The 22,461-nt window shown below is 62.8% G+C and carries 20 protein-coding genes and 1 pseudogene; 9 read left to right on the top strand and 12 right to left on the bottom strand.

Going from position 1 to position 22,461, the window contains the following annotated elements; all coding sequences use genetic code 11:
- Positions 1 to 115: 115 nt before the first annotated feature.
- The gene (locus tag NLY44_RS08970) at positions 116 to 751 is read right to left on the bottom strand and encodes a PAS domain-containing protein (protein WP_023695380.1); all 636 of its coding nucleotides are present in this window, start codon (positions 749 to 751) and stop codon (positions 116 to 118) included.
- 404 nt (positions 752 to 1,155) lie between these two features.
- On the opposite strand from NLY44_RS08970, the gene NLY44_RS08965 reads away from it, so the two are divergent.
- The 4 genes from NLY44_RS08965 to NLY44_RS08950 all read left to right on the top strand — a co-directional run bounded on the left by NLY44_RS08965 (position 1,156) and on the right by NLY44_RS08950 (position 4,688).
- On the top strand, positions 1,156 to 1,923 hold the full coding sequence (locus tag NLY44_RS08965) for a rhomboid family intramembrane serine protease (protein ID WP_023706620.1): 768 nt from the start codon (positions 1,156 to 1,158) through the stop codon (positions 1,921 to 1,923).
- A gap of 138 nt (positions 1,924 to 2,061) precedes the next feature.
- The gene (locus tag NLY44_RS08960) at positions 2,062 to 2,493 is read left to right on the top strand and encodes a CBS domain-containing protein (protein ID WP_023667498.1); all 432 of its coding nucleotides are present in this window, start codon (positions 2,062 to 2,064) and stop codon (positions 2,491 to 2,493) included.
- 202 nt (positions 2,494 to 2,695) lie between these two features.
- Positions 2,696 to 4,195 carry an Asp-tRNA(Asn)/Glu-tRNA(Gln) amidotransferase subunit GatB gene (gene gatB, locus NLY44_RS08955; RefSeq protein ID WP_023688375.1) on the top strand — a complete coding sequence of 500 codons (1,500 nt, stop codon included), beginning with the start codon at positions 2,696 to 2,698 and terminating at the stop codon, positions 4,193 to 4,195.
- A 4-nt stretch (positions 4,196 to 4,199) separates the two neighbouring features.
- Positions 4,200 to 4,688, top strand: coding sequence for a GNAT family N-acetyltransferase (locus NLY44_RS08950; RefSeq protein ID WP_023738941.1), 489 nt, complete (start codon positions 4,200 to 4,202; stop codon positions 4,686 to 4,688).
- 16 nt (positions 4,689 to 4,704) lie between these two features.
- Here the strand turns inward: NLY44_RS08950 and NLY44_RS08945 are convergent, their stop codons facing one another.
- From NLY44_RS08945 to panB, 4 genes are all read right to left on the bottom strand, one after another.
- On the bottom strand, positions 4,705 to 6,105 hold the full coding sequence (locus NLY44_RS08945; RefSeq protein WP_050588894.1) for an ArnT family glycosyltransferase: 1,401 nt from the start codon (positions 6,103 to 6,105) through the stop codon (positions 4,705 to 4,707).
- A 183-nt stretch (positions 6,106 to 6,288) separates the two neighbouring features.
- A complete protein-coding gene (locus NLY44_RS08940) occupies positions 6,289 to 7,449 on the bottom strand; it encodes a helix-turn-helix transcriptional regulator (RefSeq protein WP_023738939.1) in 1,161 nt (386 codons plus the stop codon).
- Positions 7,450 to 7,673: 224 nt separating this feature from the next.
- On the bottom strand, positions 7,674 to 8,531 hold the full coding sequence (gene panC / locus NLY44_RS08935; RefSeq protein WP_023706622.1) for a pantoate--beta-alanine ligase: 858 nt from the start codon (positions 8,529 to 8,531) through the stop codon (positions 7,674 to 7,676).
- 11 nt (positions 8,532 to 8,542) lie between these two features.
- Entirely contained in the window at positions 8,543 to 9,373 is an 831-nt protein-coding gene (panB, locus tag NLY44_RS08930) for a 3-methyl-2-oxobutanoate hydroxymethyltransferase (protein WP_023702475.1), read from the bottom strand.
- A gap of 325 nt (positions 9,374 to 9,698) precedes the next feature.
- Here panB and NLY44_RS08925 point away from each other — a divergent pair, with 325 nt between their 5' ends.
- From NLY44_RS08925 to NLY44_RS08915, 3 genes are all read left to right on the top strand, one after another.
- Positions 9,699 to 10,097, top strand: a complete 399-nt coding sequence (locus NLY44_RS08925; protein WP_023667491.1) for an NADH:ubiquinone oxidoreductase subunit NDUFA12 — start codon at positions 9,699 to 9,701, stop codon at positions 10,095 to 10,097.
- A 115-nt stretch (positions 10,098 to 10,212) separates the two neighbouring features.
- Positions 10,213 to 10,764: a DUF2155 domain-containing protein gene (locus tag NLY44_RS08920; protein ID WP_023667490.1), complete on the top strand. Its 552-nt coding sequence runs from the start codon at positions 10,213 to 10,215 to the stop codon at positions 10,762 to 10,764.
- Positions 10,765 to 10,839: 75 nt separating this feature from the next.
- Positions 10,840 to 11,223, top strand: a complete 384-nt coding sequence (locus tag NLY44_RS08915) for a hypothetical protein (protein WP_023702474.1) — start codon at positions 10,840 to 10,842, stop codon at positions 11,221 to 11,223.
- A 42-nt stretch (positions 11,224 to 11,265) separates the two neighbouring features.
- Here the strand turns inward: NLY44_RS08915 and aat are convergent, their stop codons facing one another.
- The 6 genes from aat to NLY44_RS08885 form a co-directional block, all read right to left on the bottom strand.
- Positions 11,266 to 11,883: a leucyl/phenylalanyl-tRNA--protein transferase gene (gene aat / locus NLY44_RS08910; protein WP_023681498.1), complete on the bottom strand. Its 618-nt coding sequence runs from the start codon at positions 11,881 to 11,883 to the stop codon at positions 11,266 to 11,268.
- A 27-nt stretch (positions 11,884 to 11,910) separates the two neighbouring features.
- Complete coding sequence (gene accC / locus NLY44_RS08905) at positions 11,911 to 13,254, bottom strand: acetyl-CoA carboxylase biotin carboxylase subunit (RefSeq protein WP_023681497.1); 1,344 nt, start codon at positions 13,252 to 13,254, stop codon at positions 11,911 to 11,913.
- A gap of 10 nt (positions 13,255 to 13,264) precedes the next feature.
- Entirely contained in the window at positions 13,265 to 13,729 is a 465-nt protein-coding gene (gene accB / locus NLY44_RS08900; protein WP_023681496.1) for an acetyl-CoA carboxylase biotin carboxyl carrier protein, read from the bottom strand.
- Between the two features lie 26 nt (positions 13,730 to 13,755).
- Positions 13,756 to 14,190 carry a type II 3-dehydroquinate dehydratase gene (aroQ, locus tag NLY44_RS08895; RefSeq protein ID WP_023667485.1) on the bottom strand — a complete coding sequence of 145 codons (435 nt, stop codon included), beginning with the start codon at positions 14,188 to 14,190 and terminating at the stop codon, positions 13,756 to 13,758.
- Positions 14,191 to 14,340: 150 nt separating this feature from the next.
- Positions 14,341 to 15,144 (bottom strand): DsbA family protein, encoded by an 804-nt coding sequence (locus NLY44_RS08890; RefSeq protein WP_023667484.1) that lies wholly within the window; start codon positions 15,142 to 15,144, stop codon positions 14,341 to 14,343.
- A 58-nt stretch (positions 15,145 to 15,202) separates the two neighbouring features.
- Positions 15,203 to 16,615, bottom strand: a complete 1,413-nt coding sequence (locus NLY44_RS08885; protein ID WP_023691221.1) for a M48 family metalloprotease — start codon at positions 16,613 to 16,615, stop codon at positions 15,203 to 15,205.
- Positions 16,616 to 16,759: 144 nt separating this feature from the next.
- Between NLY44_RS08885 and NLY44_RS08880 the strand changes: the two genes are divergently transcribed.
- Together NLY44_RS08880 and NLY44_RS08875 are read left to right on the top strand one after the other, a co-directional pair.
- Positions 16,760 to 17,908 (top strand): pyridoxal phosphate-dependent aminotransferase, encoded by a 1,149-nt coding sequence (locus NLY44_RS08880; RefSeq protein ID WP_023805263.1) that lies wholly within the window; start codon positions 16,760 to 16,762, stop codon positions 17,906 to 17,908.
- 11 nt (positions 17,909 to 17,919) lie between these two features.
- Entirely contained in the window at positions 17,920 to 18,849 is a 930-nt protein-coding gene (locus tag NLY44_RS08875) for a glutaminase (protein WP_023805262.1), read from the top strand.
- A 93-nt stretch (positions 18,850 to 18,942) separates the two neighbouring features.
- Here NLY44_RS08875 and NLY44_RS08870 read toward each other — a convergent pair.
- Positions 18,943 to 21,860, bottom strand: a pseudogene (locus tag NLY44_RS08870) (Rne/Rng family ribonuclease).
- Between the last annotated feature and the right edge of the window lie 601 nt (positions 21,861 to 22,461).

The raw sequence follows: 22,461 nt of genomic DNA, 5'->3' as shown, positions 1-22,461 counted from the left end.
CACCCCGTTGGCATTCCCGCGTCGTGCGTGGAATCTCGGCAAAAACTACAGCCAAGCAGGTTAACAAAGGGGAAAAGTGGGCCCCCGATAGTTAAGATTAGCGCCGGCTTGGAGACTATTGCTCGCGCCCGCCGTCGAACACGACGAGGTGGCGGATACGGCGCGACCGACCGAGCGCCGAGATGGTCTCCGGCGCTTCGAGTTCGGGAGCCAACGACGGAACGGATATTTCCGGCCGGTTTTTCAGGAACATCGGGTCCTTGTCGGGATCGATGACGCGGATGGCATCGATCAGCGCGTCGGTGATCGGGTCGGCGCCCAGCCAGAACGGCTTTTCCACGGCGCTGATGACGCCGAGGCAGCGCGGGTTCTCGACGCCGCCATCGAGCGGCAGCGCAAGCAGTTCGAAGTGGTTGGAACGGCCGTTGCGGCTGAATCCCTCATAAGTGATCGACACCACGGATTTCTGCTCGAAAACGCCGTGAATGAGGCGCGACACCAGCCGCTGGTCCTTCTCACGCCATAGCGAGGGGAACGAAAACCCCTTGAGCTCGCGGCCGTAGCCGGCGCAAAGCCTGGTGCCGGCAAGCCGGAACACCGCTTCGCCGCGCGTATCCCTTTCCAGGATGAAGGTGTCGGCCAAAAGCGCCTTGATGTCGGCCGGTTCGACCTCCGAACGCTTTGGGGCAGGACGTCCACCACGCAGGCGATTCCAATAATGGAACAGCGCGATTGATCCGTTCTGGTTCATGCTATGAAACTCCGCGCATTCTGCCGTCTGATGGTCCCATCGGTGAACAGAAAGGGCGCCCTCCGATGACCTACATGCGTTCCGGAGCAGGATGCGTGCCAGCGTCGTTAAGACTTGTTCACGGGTCGGGGACGTTAAGGTTAACAAGTGGTTTACGTTGCGCGCACAGGCTCGCCATGGCACACCAAAACCACTCCAGAAGCGGTCGTTTCGCGACGACCAACAGCACTTCGGTCAATAGTTTTAGGGGAGCAGGGGGCTCGACCAGCCGTTCAAGGGAAACCTTGGACGGCTTCTTTTTGATTCGCGCCCCTGGTGATTCGCGGTTGTGATTCGTAGTTTGTGATTTGTCCGGGCATGGCCTAGATGCTCGCGACGACACGCAAATCCCTGGATCAGAGCATATGAGCGAACCGGCCGGCCCCTTGGAGACCGAACAGACCGCGGAGGCGCCGCCGCCGCGCCGCGAGCCGGTGTTCAACCTGCCACCGGCGGTGCTGGCGGTGATCGGCATCTGCGTTGCCGTCTTCCTGCTGCAGCAATATGTGCTGACCGAAGAGCAGCAGATAACATTGCTCACCGACGGCGCCTTCATTCCGGTCCTCTACACCGGCCAATACGGTTTCGACTGGTTCCTTTTCACCCGTCCTTTCACCTATGCCTTCATGCATGGTGGCGTTGCCCACATTGCCATCAACATGGTTGCGCTGGCCGCCTTCGGGTCGCCGCTGGCCAACCGTCTCGGCTGGTTCTGGTTCGCCTTGTTTTTCGCCGCCACCGGGCTGGCCGCGGTGGTGCTGTTCTGGGCGGTCCATCCATACGGCGAAGCACCGCTGGTCGGCGCTTCCGGGGCGATATCGGGCATGATGGGTGCGGCGGCTCGCTTCGGGTTCCGTACCGACCGCTCCTCCGGCAGGGCGGCCTTTGCCGGTCCCGTGCTGCCGATCGCAGTCGTTTTGCGCATGCGCGGCGTCGTCAATTTTCTCGGCGCCTGGATGGTCATCAATCTCGCCACCGGCCTTTACGGTCTCGGGCTCGGAGAACCCGGCCAGATCGCCTGGGAAGCGCACATTGGCGGCCTCGTCGCAGGCTTCTTCGGATTGCGCTGGTTCGACCGGCGCTGGCGGGCGCCTGAATGGGAGATCCCCGACGACCAGCGCACCCCCCACTAGCGCACTCTATTGGCGCACCCCACTGGCACACCCCACTGGCACACTTGAAAAGCAACCGATCACGGCGCACGATGTTCACTCTTATGTGAAGCCGGTCAGGGCGGGAGCTGGCTAGCCAAGCAGGAGGAGGAGGACGCCATGACGGTTAAGGCAATTCTCGAGAGAAAAGGCCATGACGTGTTCACGCTCGGGCCGAATGTAAAGCTCAGCGAAGCCATTCGAATCCTGGCCGACCACAAGATCGGTGCACTGGTCATCACCAACGGCGATCGCAAGATCGTCGGCATCCTTTCCGAGCGTGACATCGTGCGGGTCGTTGCCAGGGAAGGCGCTGCCGCACTTGATATAACGGTACGCTCGGCGATGACGCCGAAAGTGAAGATCTGCAACGAGAACCACACGGTCAACGAGGTGATGGAGATCATGACCAAAGGCCGTTTCCGCCATCTGCCGGTGGAAAAGGATGGGCTGCTCGACGGGATCGTGTCGATCGGCGACGTGGTCAAGCGCCGCATCGAGGATGTCGAGCGCGAGGCCGACGAAATCAGGGCCTATATCGCAACGGCCTGACCTGACGAAGAAACCGCCGTCCGAATACCGGCCGGCGGCGTTCATTCTATCGGTTGCCGAGCGGCCGAAAGGGGCTGAAAAGGCCAGCCCACTGCTCTGCGCTGCTTTGGGCGCTTGTCTCGCGAAGCGGTTTGCACTAGCGAAGACCGATACCCAAATTCGCGAAAATCGCAGTTTTCGCGAGCCAAAAGCGCAGGCCACCATGACCCTTATCGATACCCGCACGCCCGATGCCAAACGTTTTATTCCCGGCGCTACCGGCGATTGGGAGATCATCATCGGCCTCGAGGTCCATGCGCAGGTAACCTCGGAAGCAAAGCTGTTTTCCGGGGCGTCGACGACTTTCGGCGCGGCGCCCAACGCCAATGTCAGCCTGGTCGACGCGGCCATGCCCGGCATGCTGCCGGTCATCAATGAGGAATGCGTCAAGCAGGCGATCCGCACCGGCCTCGGATTGAAGGCGCAGATCAACCACAAGTCGGTTTTCGACCGGAAAAACTATTTCTATCCCGACCTGCCGCAGGGCTACCAGATATCGCAGTTCAAGCAGCCGATCGTTGGCGAAGGCACGATCGTCATTTCGGTCGGTCCCGACCGGCAGGGCGAGTTCGAGGATATCGAGATCGGCATCGAGCGCCTGCACCTGGAGCAGGACGCCGGCAAGTCGATGCACGATCAGCATCCCACCATGTCCTATGTCGATCTCAACCGCTCCGGCGTGGCGCTGATGGAGATTGTCTCCAAGCCCGACATGCGCTCCGCCGACGAGGCCAAGGCGTATGTCACCAAGCTGCGCACCATCGTGCGCTATCTCGGCACTTGCGACGGCAACATGGACGAAGGTTCGATGCGCGCCGACGTCAACGTCTCCGTTCGCAAGCCCGGCGGCGAATTCGGTACGCGCTGTGAGATCAAGAACGTCAACTCGATCCGCTTCATCGGCCAGGCCATCGAGTTCGAGGCGCGCCGCCAGATCGCCATCCTCGAGGATGGCGGCAAGATCGACCAGGAAACCAGGCTGTTCGACGCCGTCAAAGGCGAGACGCGCTCGATGCGCAGCAAGGAAGAGGCGCATGACTACCGCTACTTCCCCGATCCCGACCTTTTGCCGCTGGAGTTCGACCAGGCCTATGTCGACGCGCTGGCCAAGGAGTTGCCGGAACTGCCCGACGACAAGAAGGCGCGCCTGATCTCCTCACTTGGCCTGTCGACATACGACGCCTCGATCCTGGTGTCGGAAAAGCCGATCGCCGACTATTTCGAGCAGGTGGCCTCGGGCCGCGACGGCAAGCTTGCCGCCAACTGGGTCATCAATGACCTGCTCGGCCAGCTTAACAAGGCCGGCAAGGGCATTGAAAATGCTCCTGTAACACCGGAGCAGCTCGGTGCCGTGATCGACCTGATCAAGGAAGGCACCATCTCCGGCAAGATCGCCAAGGATCTGTTCGAGATCGTCTGGAACGAGGGCGGCGATCCGCGCCAGTTGGTCGAAAGCCGCGGCATGAAGCAGGTCACCGACACCGGCGCCATCGAGAAAGCGGTCGACGAGGTGATCGCCGCCAACCCCGACAAGGTCGAGCAGGCTCGCGCCAAGCCGACCATGGCCGGCTGGTTCGTCGGCCAGGTGATGAAAGCCACCGGCGGCAAGGCCAACCCGCAGGCGGTCAACGATCTGGTCAAGGCCAAGCTCGGTATCGAATAGAACAATGTTCGTCCGCACCGCCAGCGAACGTGACCTTGCCGCTGTCCGCGCGCTGCTGGTCGAAACCTGGCACGCAACCTACGACGCGATCTATGGCGCCCAGCGGGTGATCGAAATTACCGACGACTGGCATTCGATCGCCTCGCTCAAGGCGCGGCTGACAAGGCCGAACTCGGAATTCCTGGTCGCCGATGACGGCAAGCGTATCGGCGGCATGGCTTTTGCCGCCGCAACGACGGATGCGAAGATCGTGCTGCTGAACCAGCTCTATGTACTGCCGGCCTGCCAGCGGCAAGGCATCGGCCAGGCCTTGCTGGACGAGGTCGAAGCCAGCTTTCCCGAGACGAACAGGTTGCGCGTCGAGGTGGAAGAGGCCAACGTGCCGGCCATCGCCTTCTACCGTTCGAAGGGATTTTTGCCGGTCGGCAGCACCGCCGATTGCGGCGGCGGTTCGGGGTTGCCGGCGCTGATCTTCGAGAAACCGCTGGGATAGGCGCCCGACGAAACGCTCAGTGCTGTCCTTTCAGCACGACCAGATAGCCGCGTTCCACCGGCTGCCGGAAGGCGATCTGTTCGGATGTGCCCGGATCTTTCGATTGCTTTTCGATGACGTAGCCGCCGGGGTGAGACTTGAGCCATTCCTCAGGCTTGTCGGCGTTCTCGAATGGCTTCTCTATTCGCCCAAGGAAACCGACCTCGCCCTGATAGTCGTAAGCGACGGCCCAGTCGGCGTCCTTTCGTTCGTCGATGAAGCTCGCCAGCTGCGTGAGATCGTAGCGTTTGAACACGGTCGCAGAGGCGGCGGCGTGGCCGATGGCGAAAAGGGCAAGCATGACAAAGGCCGTCGCCCTCAGCCTGGCGACTGAAATCTCGGCCATGAAATAGCCCAGCAGAATGGTCGCGAACGGTAGTGCCGGCACGACATAGTGCGGCTGCTTGCCGGATATGGCGCTGAAGACCAGCAGCACCGCAATGAACGAGAACGACAGCAGGCGCAGGGCACGCAGATCCGGGGATTTGGTGTCGATCAGGCTGCGTATCCGGGCAACCGGCCTCAGCCGCCACACCGGGGGGATAAAGGCCCAGGGCACGAACATGAGCGGCAACAGCATCAGGTAAAAGTAAAACGGCCGGCCATGCGAATTGTGCAGGCTTCCGGTAACCCGACCTGCCGACTGGTTCCAGACGAGATCGTAGACGAAACTGCCCTTGGTCAGGATGGTCGCGGGCGCCAGCCATATAGCGACCGGGGCAAGGGCGGCGAGAATTGCCAGGCCGGCTCCGGCAAAGAACTGCAAAGGGGCAAGGCCGGCTCGCCGGTCACGCCAGAGGGGATAGAGCAGGACGGGCGCGCCGATGTGAATGAGCACGACCGGGCCTTTGGCCAGCACGCCGAGCCCGATGAAGAGACCCGCCAGCACCGCCTGCCAGCGGTTGCCGGTCCTGGCGAAGCCCAGCAACGCCAGCAGTGCGGCGACCACACAGGCCGTCAAAAGCATGTCGAACAGGATCAGGGTCGAATAGATGACAAAGACGGTGCTGCCGGCCACCAGCCAGGGGATGCGACTGGCGATTTCCGGGCGCTCGGGAAACAGGGTTTTGGCCAGAAGTGTCGTCAGCCAGATGACCAGCGACGAGGCAGCGAAGATGACGAGCATCGCCGCCGCGCGGCTCACACCGAAGATGTTCCAGACGAGATCGATGAGCCAGAACAACAGCGGCGGCTTCTGCAGATAGGGCGCAAAGTTCATCGTCGGTACGAAGACATGTCCACCGAGATACATCTCCCAGGCGACGCTGAGATAACGCGTCTCGTCGACCGGCAGTAGCGGACGGAAAGCGAGCGCGATGCAAAGCAGGGCCAGCAGGAAGAGGTAAGGCAGCAGCCGTTCAATTCGTGTCGGTATCAAGTTCGGGGACCGCCCAGGAAATGGTTTTCCACGTCCGGTCGTGCACGATGCACCGTCTCCGGACCGGAGCAGAACCGCACCATGATTTTGGCCGAATTGCAACGATGCCGGCTTGGTATTGTGGATTACGCCTGCGTACCGGCAAATAGTTGAAAAATTTGATGATTGGCTCCGAGTATGGCTTCAGGCCGAGCGCAGCGGCGGCGTCAATTCGCGCATCAGGAGTTCCAGCTCTCGCTGGTCGCCGGTGGCGGTCTTGTCGAAGATGGTTGCCAGCTGTGATTTGACGGTGCCGTCCGAGACGCCGCTGGCAGCCGCGATTTCACGCCGTGTCAGCCCGGCGGCGACATGGCCGGCGACACGCTTTTCCGCTGCGGTCAGTCCGAACAGCGCAGCGATCGCTTCCAGCGCCGGCACTGATGCGGCGCCGGCGGCGGCAATGAAGATGGCCGCGGCGGCGCGCGGCGACATGCGGGCCGAAATGTCGCGTCGCGCCAGAGGCATGACATGCGCCACCGCCGGAGACATGGCCTTCACCAGCGGAATGTTGATGCCGGACGGTCCGAGCGCGAATTCGTCGCGCGTGCCGAGCTGGACGGCGCGGCCGATGGCGGTGTTGGCGTTGGCATAAGCGAAGGACAGCTGGCCGCGCACCGAGGACACTGAGGCGGTTTCGGTGAGCAGGGCTTCGGCTGCCGGATTGGCGAAAATGATCTGCATATCGTCGGCGACGATCAGCACTGGATGGTCGAGGCTCTCAAGGATCGAGCGAAAGATGTCGGCCTTGCGCCGCTCGGCCTCGAACAGGTCGCCGATGGTCACCGCACGCCGGACATGGGGGGCGAGCCTGGACATCAGGTCGATATCCCTGGCTGAAATCTGGGGCCTGTCCTTGTCGGTAACCACCATCAGCGTGCCGGTGCGCGCCGGCTGCTTCATCAGCGCTACCCAGAAGAAATCGTCGAGACGGTTGGGTTCCACCCACTCGCGCACGATGCGGCTTTCGAGCCAGTTCTGGCGGGCGTCAGGGCCTTGCAGGGCGTAGACGCTGTCGACGGTCAACGGTATGTCGACTTCCATCTTCGGCACCGCCTTGAAAAAGGGCACCTCGCAGGCGTAGTCGCGCTGCAGCGGCTCAAGCAGAACCGGATCGCCGCAGGAAGTCGAAAACCGGGCCGAGTTTCTCGCCGTATCGACGACCGCCAGCATGGCAAGCCGGCCGAGCGCCAATTTGCAGATTGATTCAAGCGTCGATGGCCAACGGCCGACATCGACAATCGAATCGTAGATTGCCTCGACGATCTGCGGCAGGGCGCGACCGACTATGTTGGCCTGGACAGACACGTAGAGCCTCGTAAGGATTGCAGCGTAGTGGCAGGTCACACACTGTCTCTGCCTGGGGTCGCACACAACATAGCCGGCTTGGTTACGTCTGTGAAACGTCTCACAGCGGCGTTCGGTGTATCGTGAGCGCTTACGGGCTGGCCAGAACGTACCTGATGAGCCGTTGTCTAAGAGCGCTCGGGCCGCTCTGCGATACAAATCAAAGTGAACGGAATTGGAATTTTTCAGGGAATAAATGAGTAAACTTCCACATTGTCGATCAACCTGGTTCTGCCAAGCCACGCCGCGGCAAGCAGGCGGCCATCGCCGTCACGCCGCCACGAGGTGAGCGTCAGGCTCTCGCGCGCGGCGACATAGTCGACGCTGTCGAAGCCTGCCTCGAGAAGCGCGGCAGTGGCTTTACCGGTCACGCCGTTTTCATCGGCACCGGCCGCGAGCGCTGCCGCCGTCTGGCGCAAGATGACATTGAGCTGTCGCGCGACGTCGAGCTCGGCGGCGTCGAGATAGGCGTTGCGCGACGACATTGCCAGGCCATGCGCATCGCGCACGGTTGGCGCGCCGACGATTTCCACCGGAAGGTCAAGATCGCGGCAGAGCTTTCGGACGACGCAAAGCTGCTGGTAGTCTTTTTCGCCGAAGATGGCGTAGTCGGGCAGGGCTTGCAGAAAGAGCTTGGCCACGACCGTGGCGACGCCCTCGAAGAAGGTCGGCCTGAAATCCGATTCCAGGCCAGAAGACGGGCCGCCGACCGAAATCTTCGTCGCAAAGCCTGCCGGATACATCTCGGAAACCGTAGGCGTGAAGGCAAGCTGTGCGCCGGCCTCGGTCAGCCGGTCGAGATCGCGGGCCAGCTGACGCGGATACTTGTCGAGATCTTCAGTGGGGGCGAACTGGGCCGGGTTGACGAAGATCGAGACGACGCAGCGATCGGCCGTTGCGAGCGCGGCCCCGACCAGCGAGATATGGCCGTCATGCAAAGCGCCCATGGTCGGCACCATGGCGACGCTCAGGCCTTCGCGCCGCCATTCGCGGATCTGCGCGCGAAGGCCGGGCACGGTGTCGACGACGAGCGGCTGGCTTATGGGGGGCCGGTTCATGCCTTGTCCTTGTCGCTCGCGGCTGAAAAGACGTGGCCCGGCCCGGGGAAGGTGCGGCTGCGCACCTCCGCCGCATAACGCGCCGCGGCATCGGCGACCGCGCTGCGCAAATCGGCGTATTCCTTGACGAATTTCGGCACCCGGTCGACCGTCAGGCCGACCATGTCGTCGATGACCAGGATCTGGCCGTCGCAATCGCGGCTGGCGCCGATGCCGATGGTGGGAATGGCAATGCGCCGGGTGAGGTCGGCGGCAACGGTCTCGACCGTGCCTTCGATGACCAGCGAAAACGCGCCGGCCTTTGCGACCGCGTCGGCGTCGCGCATGAGCGCGGCCACATTCTCCGGCGTGCGGCCCTTGATCTTGTAGCCACCGTCCTTTTCCACCGATTGCGGCTGCAAGCCGATATGGCCCATCACTGGAATGCCGGCCGCGACGATTGCGGCGATCTGGAGGGCGACGTCGACGCCGCCTTCCAGCTTCACCGCCTGGCAGCCGGTTTCCTCAGAGATGCGGCGCGCCGAGGCAAGGGCTTGCGCGGCCGAAGTCTCGTAGCTGCCGGCCGGCATGTCGACCACCACGCAGGCCTTTGCCGAGCCGCGCATCACGGCCTGGCCATGGACGATCATCATTTCCAGCGACGCGCCAAGCGTGGTCTTGTGGCCATGCAGCACCATGGCAACGCTGTCGCCGACCAGGAGAAGGTCGACATGATCGTCGAGCAGGCGGGCGACGGGATAGGTGTAAGCGGTAAGGCATACGACCGGCACGCCGCCCTTGCGGGCGCGTATTGTCTCCGCACTGATCCTGGCGACAGCTGGGGCCATTCCTCACCTCCCGCAGCCGGCGTTGACTACAGCGCCGCGCGTCCCGTGGACGCGCAAAGGACGCTGTAGCACTTTGGTTTGCGCATGATCCTTTCCGAAAATCGATTTCGATTTTCGGGGTCATGCGGCAGCGCCGACGATGAGAGCTTTAGGAACACACAGCCGGCTTGGCAAGCGTCGGTTCGCAGGTGCGAAATGGATCGGCCAATCACTGAGCGTTTCGGCATGCCGTCAGTGCCGCAGGCACCGCAAAACCCTTGCCTTCGCGGAGTCCTGACGCCATAAGCAGGAAGCTGGCACCGCCGTGCGCCCCGCGAGGATCTGAATGAAAACTTTCCTTCTGCAGTTTTTCACCTGGTGGAACCGCCAGACGCTGGGAACCCGTTTTCACACCTGGCGCCACGGCAACAAGGTCGGCCAGGATGGGGCCGGCAACGTCTACTACGAAGGCGGCGTCGATTCGGAAGGCCGCACCCGCCGCTGGGTCATCTACGCCAATTATTCGGAGGCGTCGGCGATCCCTCCGGGCTGGCACGGCTGGATGCATCACCGCGTCGATGTGGCGCCGCCAAGCGATGACTATCGGCCGCGCGAATGGGAAAAGGCGCATGAGCCGAACCTCACGGGAACACCGGCGGCTTATCGCCCGAAGGGTTCCGTGCTCACCAATCAGCACCGTCCGCAGGTGACGGGCGACTACGATGCGTGGACGCCTGGTTCTTGACCGCCGGCCGGTCCTTTGTCGCCACAATTGGCGTTTAGCTGCTTGCTGATATGACAACGGCGAATAGCCTTGGGCGTGACAGAATCACCCGGGCCCAAACCACCGGTATCTCCGCATGAACATTTTCAGCCTGACATCGATGGCCGGACTGGCGGCAATTGGCGCTATCGCCATGTTCCCGACAGCGTTTGCCGCGGCGCAGGCGCCTGCGGCAGCACCCGCAATCTCCGATCGCATCACCAATCCGGTCGCCGAATTTGCCGGCATCGACAAGATCACCGGCCGTATCATCACCTTCGATGTCTACATCGACGAAACCGTGCAGTTCGGCGCTTTGCAGGTGACGCCGCGCATCTGCTATTCGCGGCCGGAGAATGAAGAGCCGAAGACCGATTCCTTCGTCGAAGTCGACGAAATCACGCTCGACCGCAAGATCCGCCGCATCTTCACCGGCTGGATGTTCGCCGAGAGCCCCGGCCTAAACGCCGTCGAGCACGCCGTCTATGACGTCTGGCTAAAGGGCTGCAAGCAGAAGTCGGATGTGCCGCCGCCCGACGCGGCCAATGCCGAGACGCCCAAGGTCGACACGTCCAAGCCAAAGCCCGCCGCTGCTCCGGCCGCCGAACAGCCAGACCCCACGGAACCTGACGCGACCAACACCAACTGATCCTCCGGAACCGTGGTGGCAACTATGCGTTGGGCCATGGACGATGACGCATTTATGCGCTTGGAGGATATTCTGATGTCGGACAGCAAACGGATAACGGCCAGCAAAGACGACCTGCTCGAACTCGAAAAGGGGTTCTGGACGGGCGACGAAGCTTACTACGCCGCCAATGTCGACACAGAATGCCTGGTGGCATTTCCTGAGATGGCACAGGCAATGGACAATGCCGATCTGGCCAAGACCGCGACCAAGCCCAACCGCTGGCGCGACCTTCAGATCGACCTCAAGGGTATCATCGAGCCCGGCAGCGACATTATCATGCTGACCTATGAGGCTCATGCGACACGGGAAAACGGCGAGCCCTACGCGGCGCTGGTCAGCACTGGCTATGTCCACCGTGTCAACGGCTGGAAGATGATGTTCCATTCGCAGACGCCGATGGAAGCCGCGAAGGGCTGACCCCTTTCACCGGTCGAGCCGGCTCGGCCGCTCGGTCTCCGATCAGGGATAAAAAACGGCTTCGCCCTTCAGCGCGTCGGCCAACATCTTCTCGTATTTGACGCGCGGCACGTCGACCGCGCCGAAGCGTTTGAGATGCTCAGTGGTGAATTGCGTGTCGAGCAGGGCAAAGCCGCGCGCCTTCAGCCGCTCGACCAGATGATACAGGCAGGTCTTGGACGCGTCGGTTTCCCGGGCGAACATGCTTTCGCCGAAGAACACGCGACCGAGCGAGACGCCATAGAGGCCGCCGACCAGCCGTTCCTCGCGCCATGCCTCGACCGAATGGCAGTGCCCCAGACGGTGCAGTTCGATATAGGCTTCGCGGATCGGCGCGTTGATCCAGGTCGAGCGGCGCTCCTCGCGTTTTTCGGCGCAGCCGTCGATCGTCGCCTCGAAATCGAAATCGAAGCGGATGTCGAACGGGTGCTTGCGGATCGTCTTCCGCAGGCTCTTCGGCGTGTGGAAGCCGTCGAGCGGGATGATGCCGCGCGTCTCCGGCCGCACCCAGAACACTTCCGGGTCGGAAGCGCTCTCCGCCATCGGGAAGACGCCCGAGGCATAGGCCTTGAGCAAGAGGTCGGTCGGAATGCGATAGCCGGGTGCGTAAGGGCGGGTCATCGCGGCATCATAGCGGCAATTCGGGCGCTATTCCTCTTTGGCCAGATACTTTTCCAGCCAGTGGATGTCGTAGTCGCCATTGGCGATATCGGCATTGCCGACCAGGTCGCGAAACAGCGGCAGCGTCGTTTTGATGCCGTCAACGACGAATTCGTCGAGCGCCCGGCGCAGCCGCATCATGCATTCGACGCGGTTGCGGCCGTGCACGATCAGCTTGCCGATCAGGCTGTCATAATAGGGCGGGATCTTGTAGCCGGAATAGACACCGGAATCGACGCGAATGCCGAGACCGCCAGGCGTGTGGAAATGCGTGATCGTGCCGGGCGAAGGCGTGAAGGTACGCGGATCCTCGGCATTGATGCGGCATTCGATGGCGTGGCCGTTGAACTTTATGTCCTCCTGGCGCACTGAAAGCCCGCCGCCGGAGGCGACGCGGATCTGTTCGTGCACGAGATCGATGCCGGTGATCGCCTCCGTCACCGGATGCTCGACCTGCAGCCGCGTGTTCATCTCGATGAAGTAGAACTCGCCATTCTCGTACAGGAATTCGATGGTGCCTGCGCCGGAGTAGCCGAGGTCGGCGATGGCCTTGGCACAGATATTGCCGATGCGGGCGCGCTCCTCGGCGTTAAGGGCCGGCGAGGGCGCCTCTTCCCAGACTTTCTGGTGGCGGCGTTGCAGCGAACAGTCGCGCTCGCCGAAATGCACGCCGCGGCCGGCGCCGTCGCCGAATACCTGCACCTCGATGTGGCGCGGCTTTTCCAAGTATTTCTCGATGTAGACGGCATCGTCGCCGAAGGCGGCTCCCGCTTCCGTGCTCGCTGTCTGCAAGGCGATCTCAAGGTCAGCCTCGGTAAGGGCGACCTTCATACCGCGCCCGCCACCGCCTGCCGATGCCTTGATGATCACGGGATAGCCGATCTCGGCGGCAATGCGCCTGGCTTCCTTCTGGTCGGTGACGGCGCCGTCGGAGCCCGGCACAACCGGAATGCCGAGCCGCTTTGCGGTGCGCTTGGCCTCGATCTTGTCGCCCATGATGCGGATGTGGTCGCCCGACGGGCCGATGAAGGTGATGTTGTGGGCGGCGAGAATGTCGGCGAACTTGGCGTTTTCCGACAGGAAGCCATAGCCCGGATGCACGGCATCGGCGCCGGTGATCTCGCAGGCTGCGACGATCTGGTGGATGTTGAGATAGCTGTCGCGCGACGGCGGCGGACCGATGCACACGCTTTCGTCGGCGAGCCTGACATGCATGGCGTCAGCGTCGGCGGTCGAATGCACGACCACGGTCTGGATGCCGAGTTCCTTGCAGGCGCGCAGCACCCGAAGCGCGATTTCGCCGCGGTTGGCGATGAGGATCTTCTGGAACATCCGGCCCGCTCTACTCGATCACGACGAGCGGCATGCCGTACTCGACCGGCTGGCCGTCCTCGAACAGGATCGCCGTCACCGTGCCGGCGCGCGGCGAAGGGATCTGGTTCATCGTCTTCATCGCTTCGATGATCAGCAGCGTCTGGCCTTCCTTGACCTTCTGGCCGACTTCGATGAAGGCCTTGGCGTCGGGCGAGGGCGCGAGATAGGCGGTGCCGACCATCGGCGAGGGGACCGCGTTCTTGGACGGGTCGGCCACTGCTGGTGCGGCAGCCGCGCCCGCCGCGGGCTGCTGCGCTGCCGGAGCATAACCGGCCTGCGGTGCGGCGATGGCGTGGACGGCCGGCGCCTGGCGCGATACGCGCACCTTCAGGTCGCCGAGCTCGACTTCGATCTCGGTGAGATTGGTGTCGTTCAGTATGCCCGCCAGATCGCGGATCAGTTGCTGGTCAACACCGGTCTTCTTTATCGACATTTTCGAGCCTTCTGTTTGTGGGCCGGTCATAGGCGTGCCGCCAGCGCCTGCAGCGCCAGCGAGTAGCCAAGCGGCCCGAACCCGCAGATCATGCCGACAGCGACCGGCGCGACCATGGAGACGTGGCGGAATGGTTCCCGCGCGTGGATGTTGGAGAGGTGAACTTCGGCGACGGGCAGCGGCGCGACAGCGCGGATGGCGTCGTGAATGGCAATCGAGGTGTGGCTGTAGGCACCCGGATTGATGACGATGCCGGCTGCCTTGTCGCCGGCTTCCTGGATCCAGTCGACGAGGTCGCCCTCATGGTTCGACTGGCGAAAATCAATCTCGAGGCCAAGCGCGGCGCCCGCCTGCTTGCAGTCGTCGGCGATCGCGGCAAGCGTCTTGCCGCCATAGATGCCCGGCTCGCGCTTGCCGAGCGCGTTCAGGTTGGGGCCGTTCAGGACGAAAATCGTTTTCAAAAATGCCGACCTTTTCCGACGCCGGCCTCAAGCCGGCGCGCAGGGCCTTCTATAATGGGCATAGCCGCCCGCGGAAAGAGCACAAGTGCGATCTTTCACTGTCCACAACAGGCGGAAATGTGCCCGTGAGAAATAGGCTCGCGTGCAAGATCAGAGCGCGGCTTTCGCCGCCTCGATCTTTTCAGCCAGCACTTCCTGGCCGAGCGCCCCGAACACCACCTCATTGCCGACCACGTAGGAAGGCGTTCCGGTGATGGCCAGCTTGTTGGCGAGGTCGAAGGTCTTGGAGAAAGCCTCGGTGATGGTCGGATCCTTCATCTTCTCGCGCAATTTCGCCTCATCGGCGCCTAGCGACAGCGCAACCTTGATGGCCGCCGCCTCGGTGGCGCGGCCCTGGCCGCCGAGCAGGGCGTTGTGGAACTCGCCGTATTTCTCCGGATGCATCAGGTGGAAAGCCATCGAGACGACGCTGGCCTTTTGCGAATCCGGCCCGAGGATCGGGAATTCCTTGAGCACGAAGCGCAGCTCCGGATCGGCCTTTGTCAGAGCCTGCATGTCGTCGATGGCGCGTTTGCAGAAGCCGCAATTGTAGTCGTAGAATTCGACGATGGTGACCTTGCCCTTCGGATTGCCGACGACGCCGTCGAAGGTCGAGTTGAAAATCTCGGACTTGGCCTTCTCGATGACGCCGAGGCTGGCTATGCGCTGCTCTTCCTTCTGCTTGGCCTCGAGCGCCTCCTGCACTTCAAGCAGCACTTCGGGGTTCTTCAGGAGATAGTCGCGGATAATGCCCTCGACCTCGGTGCGATCGATCTTGGTGTCGGCAGAGGCGGTCTGCACGGTCTGCGCCGTGCCGGCCTTGGCCACCTGCGGACTGCCGGCGACGAACCCGAAAGCGAGCATGGCAAGAGCAGCCGCCACTCCCGTCGTGCCGAGCAATATTGCCTTGTTCATCGTCTCATCCTCTTTACCGGTTCCGGTCTATCCTAGTCGCCGCGGGCGACCGGAAGGTTCATTTCTTGAGTTTGCCTGAAGGGTTGTAGTTTATGATGTCCTGCGCCCGAATCCAGCCGGGCTCGCCGCGCTTCAAGTCTTTTTGCGCGCGCATGGCGAAAATTTTCGCATTCGTGTAATCGCCGGAATAAAAGTGGCCCTCGGCGGTGGCGAGTTCCGCCGCCGGAATGTTGCCAAGCTCGCCATAGGCCTGGGCGAGATAGCGGTATCCGACCGTGTTTTCCTTGTCGCGCCCGAGACCGTTGTTGATCTGCACCACCGCCTTCTTCAGCGAGTCGGGCGTGCCGATGGCCATCAGCGCCTGGCCGAGAGAAACGGGCAACAGGCCCGACCTCACCGGATCGAGGCTGACCGCCTTGGCATAGGCGTCCGCGGCGTCCTTGGGCTTGTTGGCCTTCATCAGTATGTCGCCGCGCATTTCCTGGAAGTAGGGGTTCTTCGGCTGTTCCTTGATCAGTGCATTGGCCTTGGTCAGCGCCGCACCCAGATTGCCGTAGAGATAGGCCATCTGCGCTTCGCCATAGCGCGAGGCGAGGCTGCCCGGGGCCTTGCGGATCAGCCGCGTGGCCGCGGCTTGGCCGCCCATATAGGCGGCGATCTTGATGCGCATCATGTCGTGCCGCTGCTGCAGTGCCGGGGGATCGACCTTGTCGACGTTAGGGCTCTGCTTGACCAGCACTTCGAGATTGGCGATGCGCTCCTGCGGCATCGGGTGGCTGATGCGGTAGGGATCGACCTGCGTGCCGGAAAGCGACAGCGCGCTCTGGAAGCGGGCGAAGGTCTTCAGCATGCCCATGCCGGACTGGCCGGTGGCATTGAGATAGGTGATGGCAGAGCGGTCGGCGGTCGACTCTTCGGTGCGCTGGTAGGCAAGAATGCTGCGCTGCGCCATCTCGCCGCCGCCCGCGGCGACACCCATGCCGGCGCCGGCAAGGCCGCGGCTGTTGGTGGTGGCGCCGGCAACGATGGCGCCGGCGCCAAGCAGCGTGGCGATGATGGCCATGGTCTTGGCGCGCTCGAGCTGGTCGCGCAATTTCTGCTGATGGCCGCCTGCGATGTGGCCGGCCTCATGGGCGATGACGCCGATGATCTCGTTGGGCGTTTCTGCCTGCATCAGCGCGCCGGTGTTGATGAACAGCCGGCGCCCGGTGACGAAGGCGTTGAAGCTCTGATCGTTGACCAGAACGATATCGACACCGTCATTGGCAAGACCGGCCGCCTTGAAGATCGGCCGCGCATAGTCGCGCACCAGCGCCTCGATCTCGGCATCGCGCACGACCGGCACCGCCTGCGCGAAGGCCGTCACCGAGCCGGTGACAGCGACGGCGGCGGCAAGCAAAAGCGTCGCGAAGCCGCGCGCTGTCTTCCCGATGGAAGATTTGGACATCGTCGATTTGGGTCGGCTCAGCATGAGGTCCACTGGTAAACGAGCGGGCGAACGATGAAAAGTCACGGCACCGAAACTAGGCGAACTTGTGATCCTCACATCAATCGGGCATTTGTGCGGCGCTGCCGCCGGTTCATGGCTTCGAGCGGCGGGCCGGACGGAGGTCAAATGGTAGTTTCGCTGTCGCGCCGCGGTGAAGTCGAGCCGTTTCACGCCATGGACATTCTGGCCGAAGCCAACCGGCTGAAGGCGACGGGCGTGCCTGTCGTCTCCATGGCCGTCGGCCAGCCATCCGATCCGGCGCCCGTGGGCGCGAGGGAAGCAGCCGCAAATGCGCTGAGGATCGGACGCATCGGCTATACCGACACGCTCGGTCTGGCGGATCTGCGCAAGGCGATCGCCGCGCATTATGGCGACCACTACGGGATCGATGTCTCGCCGAACCGGATCGCCGTGACCACGGGATCGTCGGCCGCCTTCAATCTGGCCTTCCTGGCGATGTTCGATCCCGGCGACCGCGTCGCCATCGCATCACCCGGCTATCCGGCCTACCGCAACATCATGGCCGCGCTCGGCATCGAGATCGTCGAGATCGAGCTCGGCACGGACGCCTACCTGCACGCCGAGCATTTGAAATCGGCGCACCAGGAAAAACCGCTGAAGGGCGTGTTGTTCGCCAGCCCGGCCAATCCGACAGGTGCGGTCATTCCCGTCGACGAGTTGTCCGCACTGGTGAGGACAGCCGAAGAACTCGGCATCGCGGTGATATCGGACGAAATCTATCATCGGCTGGCCTATGCCGCGCCCGACACCACTGCGCTGGCCCATGGCTCAGGCGTGACGGTGATCAATTCCTTCTCGAAATATTATTGCATGACCGGCTGGCGCATTGGCTGGATGGTGCTGCCGGAAGCTCTGGTGAGGCCGATCGAGCGCATCGCCCAGAGCCTCTACATCTCGCCGCCGGAACTGTCGCAGATCGCGGCGATCGAAGCCTTCAAGGCGACGCAAGAGCTGGAAGCGGTAAAGGCGCGCTACGCCTGGAACCGCGAGCTGTTGATGCGGCGCCTGCCGGAACTCGGATTTCCCTTGGCGGCGCCGATGGACGGCGCCTTCTACGCTTTCTGCGATGTTACCCGGCATACCAATGACAGCATGGCCTTTGCGCGCAAGATGCTGGCCGAGGCGCATGTGGCGGCTACGCCCGGCCGCGATTTCGATCCACTTCAGGGCCACCGCACGATGCGCTTTTCCTATGCCGGCAGCCATGACGACATGGTCGAGGCGATGGCGCGCATCGAGCGCTGGCTGAAATAGCGGGGACGAGCATGCCGGATCTTGAACAAGCGCTGGCCGATGTCGCCGCCGAGATGGCCGAGCGCACCGATCGCGGTGACGTCGCCACCTACATTCCGCAGCTCGGCAAGGTCGATCCGAAGAAATTCGGCATTGCCGCCGTGACCAATGACGGCCGCGTGCTGGTCGCCGGCGACGCCGACCAGGCGTTTTCGATCCAGTCCATCTCCAAGGTGTTTACGCTTACGTTGGCGCTCGGCAATGTCGGCGACGCGCTGTGGCAGCGTGTCGGACGCGAGCCGTCGGGCAATCCGTTCAACTCGATCGTGCAACTCGAGCATGAGAACGGCATTCCGCGCAATCCGTTCATCAATGCCGGCGCCATCGTCGTGTCCGACATACTGCTTGCCGGCCACCAGCCGCGCGAGGCGATCGGCGAAATCCTGCGCTTCATCCAGTTCCTTGCCGATGACGAAACCATCATCATCGACCGCGAGGTCGCGGCTTCCGAACGCGCCACCGGCTATCGCAACTTCGCGCTTGCCAACTACATGAAATCCTTCGGCAATCTCAACCATGCACCGGAGCTGGCGCTGGGCGTGTACTTCCACCATTGCGCCATCGCCATGAGCTGCCGGCAATTGGCGCTGGCCGGCCGCTTCCTCGCCAATGGCGGCAGAAACCCGGCAACCGGGCACTCCGTGGTGTCTGCCGAGCGGGCGCGGCGCATCGGCGCCATGATGCTGACCTGCGGCCACTATGACGGTTCCGGCGATTTCGCCTTCCGTGTCGGCATTCCCGGCAAAAGCGGCGTCGGCGGTGGCATATTGGGGATCGTGCCGGGTGTTGCTTCGCTCGCCGTATGGTCGCCGGGCTTGAACGCCAACGGCAATTCCAAGCTGGGATCGATCGCCTTGGAAAAACTGGCCAGGATGATGAACTGGTCGATTTTCTCCCCCTGACGCCTTCCGTCATTCGCGCATGCAAAAATCCCGCGCCGTGGTTTGAACGGCGCGGGATTTTTGTCAGGAACCTATCTTAATCGGCTGAATAGCTTAGAAAAAGCCCTTCCGCTGCCACCAGCCGGCGCGCTTCGGCTTTTCCTCGGCCTTTGCCTCGTCGGCAACGCTGGAGGAAACGACCGGCACCGCGGAGGTATCCGCGGCCACGGCTTTGCGCCGTGACGGGCGAGCCTTGGCGGGCTCGTCGTCGACGGTCGTTTCCGTGGCGGCATCGGCCGCAGCGGGGGCGGCAGCTTCGACGGCAGCTTCCGGTGCAGCCTCGGCCGCCATCTCATCGGCGACTTCCACCACAGCCTTCTTTGCCCTTGAAGCGCGCTTCTTCTTCGGCTTTTCGGCTGGAGCGTCGTCGTTCGCCGCGGCGGGAGCCGCTGCTTCTTCAACCGCTACGGCTGCTACGGGCTCGCTTGCGGCCGTTCCGACTTCAGCGGCCTCGGCCACCGAGGCGGTTTCGCCGGCTTCGGTCTCCGTGCCGTCTTCGCGACGATTGCGCTTGCCGCCGCGCTTGCCGCGACGGCGCTTCTTGCCCTGGGCGTCATCTGATGCTTCCACCGTTTCGACGGCGCCAACCTGGGCTTCGTCTTGCTGTGTTGCATCGTCATCGCCTGGTTCAGCGGCAAAGTCGTCGCTTGCCGCCGAAACCGAAGCACCTTCGGCGCCATGCTCGCGATCGCCATGTTCGCGTTCGCGATCCTTGCCGCCGCGCCGCCTGCGGCGCTTGCGACGCTTGCGATCGCGGCCTTCGCCGTCCTCAGCCGATCTCGGCTGCTGCTGCTGCGATTGCGGCTGCGCCTGGCGCGGCTGCTCGGCCTGTACCACAACCTCGTCGTCTTCCTCCTCGATGACGATCTCGTCCTCGGGCTCTTCCGGCTCGACATAGCCGGGAAGGTTCGCGCTTCGACAAAGCCTTCCGGCTTTTCGGCAATGGCGCCGCGGAAGATCGCGTAGTGCTGCACACCGACCGTATCATCGGCCTCGACGGTGATGGTCAGGCCAAAGCGGCTTTCGAGTTCCACCAGCGTGCCGCGCTTGTGGTTGAGCACATAGAGAGCGGTCGCCGCCGGGGTCCGCACCGTGATGTGGCTGCGCGAATCCTTGAGCAGGAATTCCTCGATCGCCCGCACCACCATAAGCGCCACCGACGAATCGGAGCGCACATGGCCGGTGCCGCCGCAATGCGGGCAGGGCTTCATGGTTGATTCCAGCACGCTGGCGCGGATGCGCTGGCGCGACATCTCCATCAGACCGAAATGCGAGATGCGGCCGACTTGGATGCGGGCTCGGTCGTTCTTGAGGTGATCCTTCAGCCGCTTCTCGACGGAGCGGTTGTTGCGGTTCTCCTCCATGTCGATGAAGTCGATGACGATCAGGCCGGCGAGATCGCGCAGCCTTAATTGCCTGGCGACTTCTTCCGCCGCTTCAAGGTTGGTGTGGAGAGCGGTGTCCTCGATCGAGTGCTCCTTGGTGGAGCGGCCCGAATTGACGTCGATGGCGACCAGCGCCTCGGTCTGGTTGATGATGATATAGCCGCCGCTCTTCAGCGTCACCTGGGGCTGCAGCATGCGGTCGAGCTGCGCCTCGATCCCGTTGCGCACGAAGATCGGCGTCGTGTCGCGGAACGGCTGAACCACCTTGGCGTGGCTCGGCATCAGCATGCGCATGAAATCCTTGGCCTCGCGGTAGCCTTCCTCGCCGGAGACAAGAATCTCGTCAATATCCTTGTTGTAGAGGTCGCGCACCGAGCGCTTGATCAGGCTGCCTTCCTCATAGACGAGGGCAGGGGCGGTGGATTGCAGCGTCAGATTGCGGACGTTTTCCCAAAGCCGCATCAGATATTCGTAGTCGCGCTTGATTTCCGCCTTGGTGCGGCTTTCGCCGGCGGTGCGCAGGATGACGCCCATGCCCTGCGGCACTTCGAGATCGGCAACGACCTCCTTGAGGCGCTTGCGGTCGACGGCACTGGTGATCTTGCGCGAAATGCCGCCGCCGCGTGCGGTGTTGGGCATCAGCACGGAATAGCGGCCGGCAAGCGACAGATAGGTGGTGAGCGCAGCGCCCTTGTTGCCGCGCTCTTCCTTGACCACCTGCACCAGCAGGATCTGCCGGCGCTTGATGACTTCCTGAATCTTGTACTGGCGGCGCACCGGCTTGCGGCGGCTGCGCACCTCTTCCAGCGCATCCTCGGCGCCTACGGATTCGATCTCGTGGTCGTCCGGATGCGAGGACTGCACCTCTTCCAGCATGCCGCGATCATTGTCCTCGGAGGTGGCTTCGCCACTTGCCTCGCTGGACGACCTTTCGTCAGCCGGCTCCGCCGCAGGGACAGCTTCGGAGATCACATCCGCTTCGACGCTTGCCGCGATCGATGTCGGGCCGCCTTCCGACGGTTCGGTCCCGGATGTCTCGGCGTCGGAGGCTTCGCTGTCGCCATGCCCGGCATGATCGTCATGCCCGGCGGTATTGGCCGCGGCATGCTCGGAAGCAGGCGCTTCGGAGACGGCATCGCTGCCGGCATCGCCATGTTCGCCGTTCTCATCATCGGCGCCGGCGTCGCGCTTGTGTTCGCCGCGCTCACGACCCTTGCCGCCGCGCCGGCGGCCGCGCCGGCCGCGATCGCGACTCTGGCGGTCGTCGCCGTCATTGTCCTCGTTCTCCTCGTCCTCGGCTTCCTGCGCTTCAGCGCGCAGCAAAGCCTGACGATCGGCGACCGGGATCTGGTAATAGTCGGGGTGAATTTCACTGAAGGCGAGGAAACCGTGACGGTTGCCGCCATATTCGACAAAGGCTGCCTGAAGGGAAGGTTCGACACGCGTTACGCGGGCGAGATAGATGTTTCCTTTGAGCTGCTTCTTGTCCTGAGATTCAAAGTCGAATTCTTCAATACGGTTACCGCGGATAACGACAACGCGTGTTTCCTCCGGGTGGGAGGCGTCTATCAGCATTTTGTTGGGCATTATTTCGTTTCCTCCCGGCAGCCGTCAGCCGCAGCTTGCGAGGCAAAGCCCGCTGCTGCGTGTCTGGGATGTGGGTGCCGGATGTCTGAATGTCCGCCGGACGCCGCTTGAGCGCCATGGCGGTGCCGCCCGCAGCCACAATGGCGCGGTTTGATGCGGACCTTTCCATGATTGCGCTTGAAGCCATCGTCACCAGCAGAACCTTTTGAACCAAAGCCCGGACGAACCGGACCAGCTTGTTTGCTCATACAGAGCCGGCACGGGAACAAACCCGGCCGTTTTCCTCACGCAGGCGATTCCCCCGCCACGGGCGCACACCTGCGAAATTCGTCGCGATCACCTGAAGCCTTTTCGCTGGAGCGAAAGGAGCCGCCTTTCATCTGACCTGTAGCAGGAAGCTGCGGGAGAAGCGGTTCCAGGATTGCAGTGATCCACCATCGCTTTTATGATTTGACGGGGTGGAAGGCAACCCCGATTTCGGATGCCGGCAAAAAGCAGTGCCGTAACGGAAGCACAGGCCTTAATCCTCAATGAAAAGGCTTGGTTAACCTTCTCTGGATACCAATCGTTAATCGAGTCTGCGGCCTGACCGGCATTTCGA

It is taken from the genome of Mesorhizobium sp. C089B, assembly GCF_030323125.1.
GTDB lineage: Bacteria > Pseudomonadota > Alphaproteobacteria > Rhizobiales > Rhizobiaceae > Mesorhizobium.
The sequence above is the reverse complement of the archived record's forward strand: the minus strand, read 5'-3'. Positions and strand labels throughout refer to the sequence as shown.

What these genes read in the sequence shown, in the direction of transcription:
- NLY44_RS08885 (WP_023691221.1), bottom strand. Translation starts at nt 16,615, where the DNA reads ATGCTGAGCCGACCCAAATCGACGATGTCCAAATCTTCCATCGGGAAG.
- NLY44_RS08950 (WP_023738941.1), top strand. Translation starts at nt 4,200, where the DNA reads ATGTTCGTCCGCACCGCCAGCGAACGTGACCTTGCCGCTGTCCGCGCG.
- NLY44_RS08960 (WP_023667498.1), top strand. Translation starts at nt 2,062, where the DNA reads ATGACGGTTAAGGCAATTCTCGAGAGAAAAGGCCATGACGTGTTCACG.
- accC (WP_023681497.1), bottom strand. Translation starts at nt 13,254, where the DNA reads ATGTTCCAGAAGATCCTCATCGCCAACCGCGGCGAAATCGCGCTTCGG.
- NLY44_RS08925 (WP_023667491.1), top strand. Translation starts at nt 9,699, where the DNA reads ATGAAAACTTTCCTTCTGCAGTTTTTCACCTGGTGGAACCGCCAGACG.
- NLY44_RS08915 (WP_023702474.1), top strand. Translation starts at nt 10,840, where the DNA reads ATGTCGGACAGCAAACGGATAACGGCCAGCAAAGACGACCTGCTCGAA.
- accB (WP_023681496.1), bottom strand. Translation starts at nt 13,729, where the DNA reads ATGTCGATAAAGAAGACCGGTGTTGACCAGCAACTGATCCGCGATCTG.
- aat (WP_023681498.1), bottom strand. Translation starts at nt 11,883, where the DNA reads ATGACCCGCCCTTACGCACCCGGCTATCGCATTCCGACCGACCTCTTG.
- NLY44_RS08890 (WP_023667484.1), bottom strand. Translation starts at nt 15,144, where the DNA reads ATGAACAAGGCAATATTGCTCGGCACGACGGGAGTGGCGGCTGCTCTT.
- NLY44_RS08875 (WP_023805262.1), top strand. Translation starts at nt 17,920, where the DNA reads ATGCCGGATCTTGAACAAGCGCTGGCCGATGTCGCCGCCGAGATGGCC.
- gatB (WP_023688375.1), top strand. Translation starts at nt 2,696, where the DNA reads ATGACCCTTATCGATACCCGCACGCCCGATGCCAAACGTTTTATTCCC.
- NLY44_RS08970 (WP_023695380.1), bottom strand. Translation starts at nt 751, where the DNA reads ATGAACCAGAACGGATCAATCGCGCTGTTCCATTATTGGAATCGCCTG.
- NLY44_RS08880 (WP_023805263.1), top strand. Translation starts at nt 16,760, where the DNA reads ATGGTAGTTTCGCTGTCGCGCCGCGGTGAAGTCGAGCCGTTTCACGCC.
- panB (WP_023702475.1), bottom strand. Translation starts at nt 9,373, where the DNA reads ATGGCCCCAGCTGTCGCCAGGATCAGTGCGGAGACAATACGCGCCCGC.
- NLY44_RS08920 (WP_023667490.1), top strand. Translation starts at nt 10,213, where the DNA reads ATGAACATTTTCAGCCTGACATCGATGGCCGGACTGGCGGCAATTGGC.
- NLY44_RS08965 (WP_023706620.1), top strand. Translation starts at nt 1,156, where the DNA reads ATGAGCGAACCGGCCGGCCCCTTGGAGACCGAACAGACCGCGGAGGCG.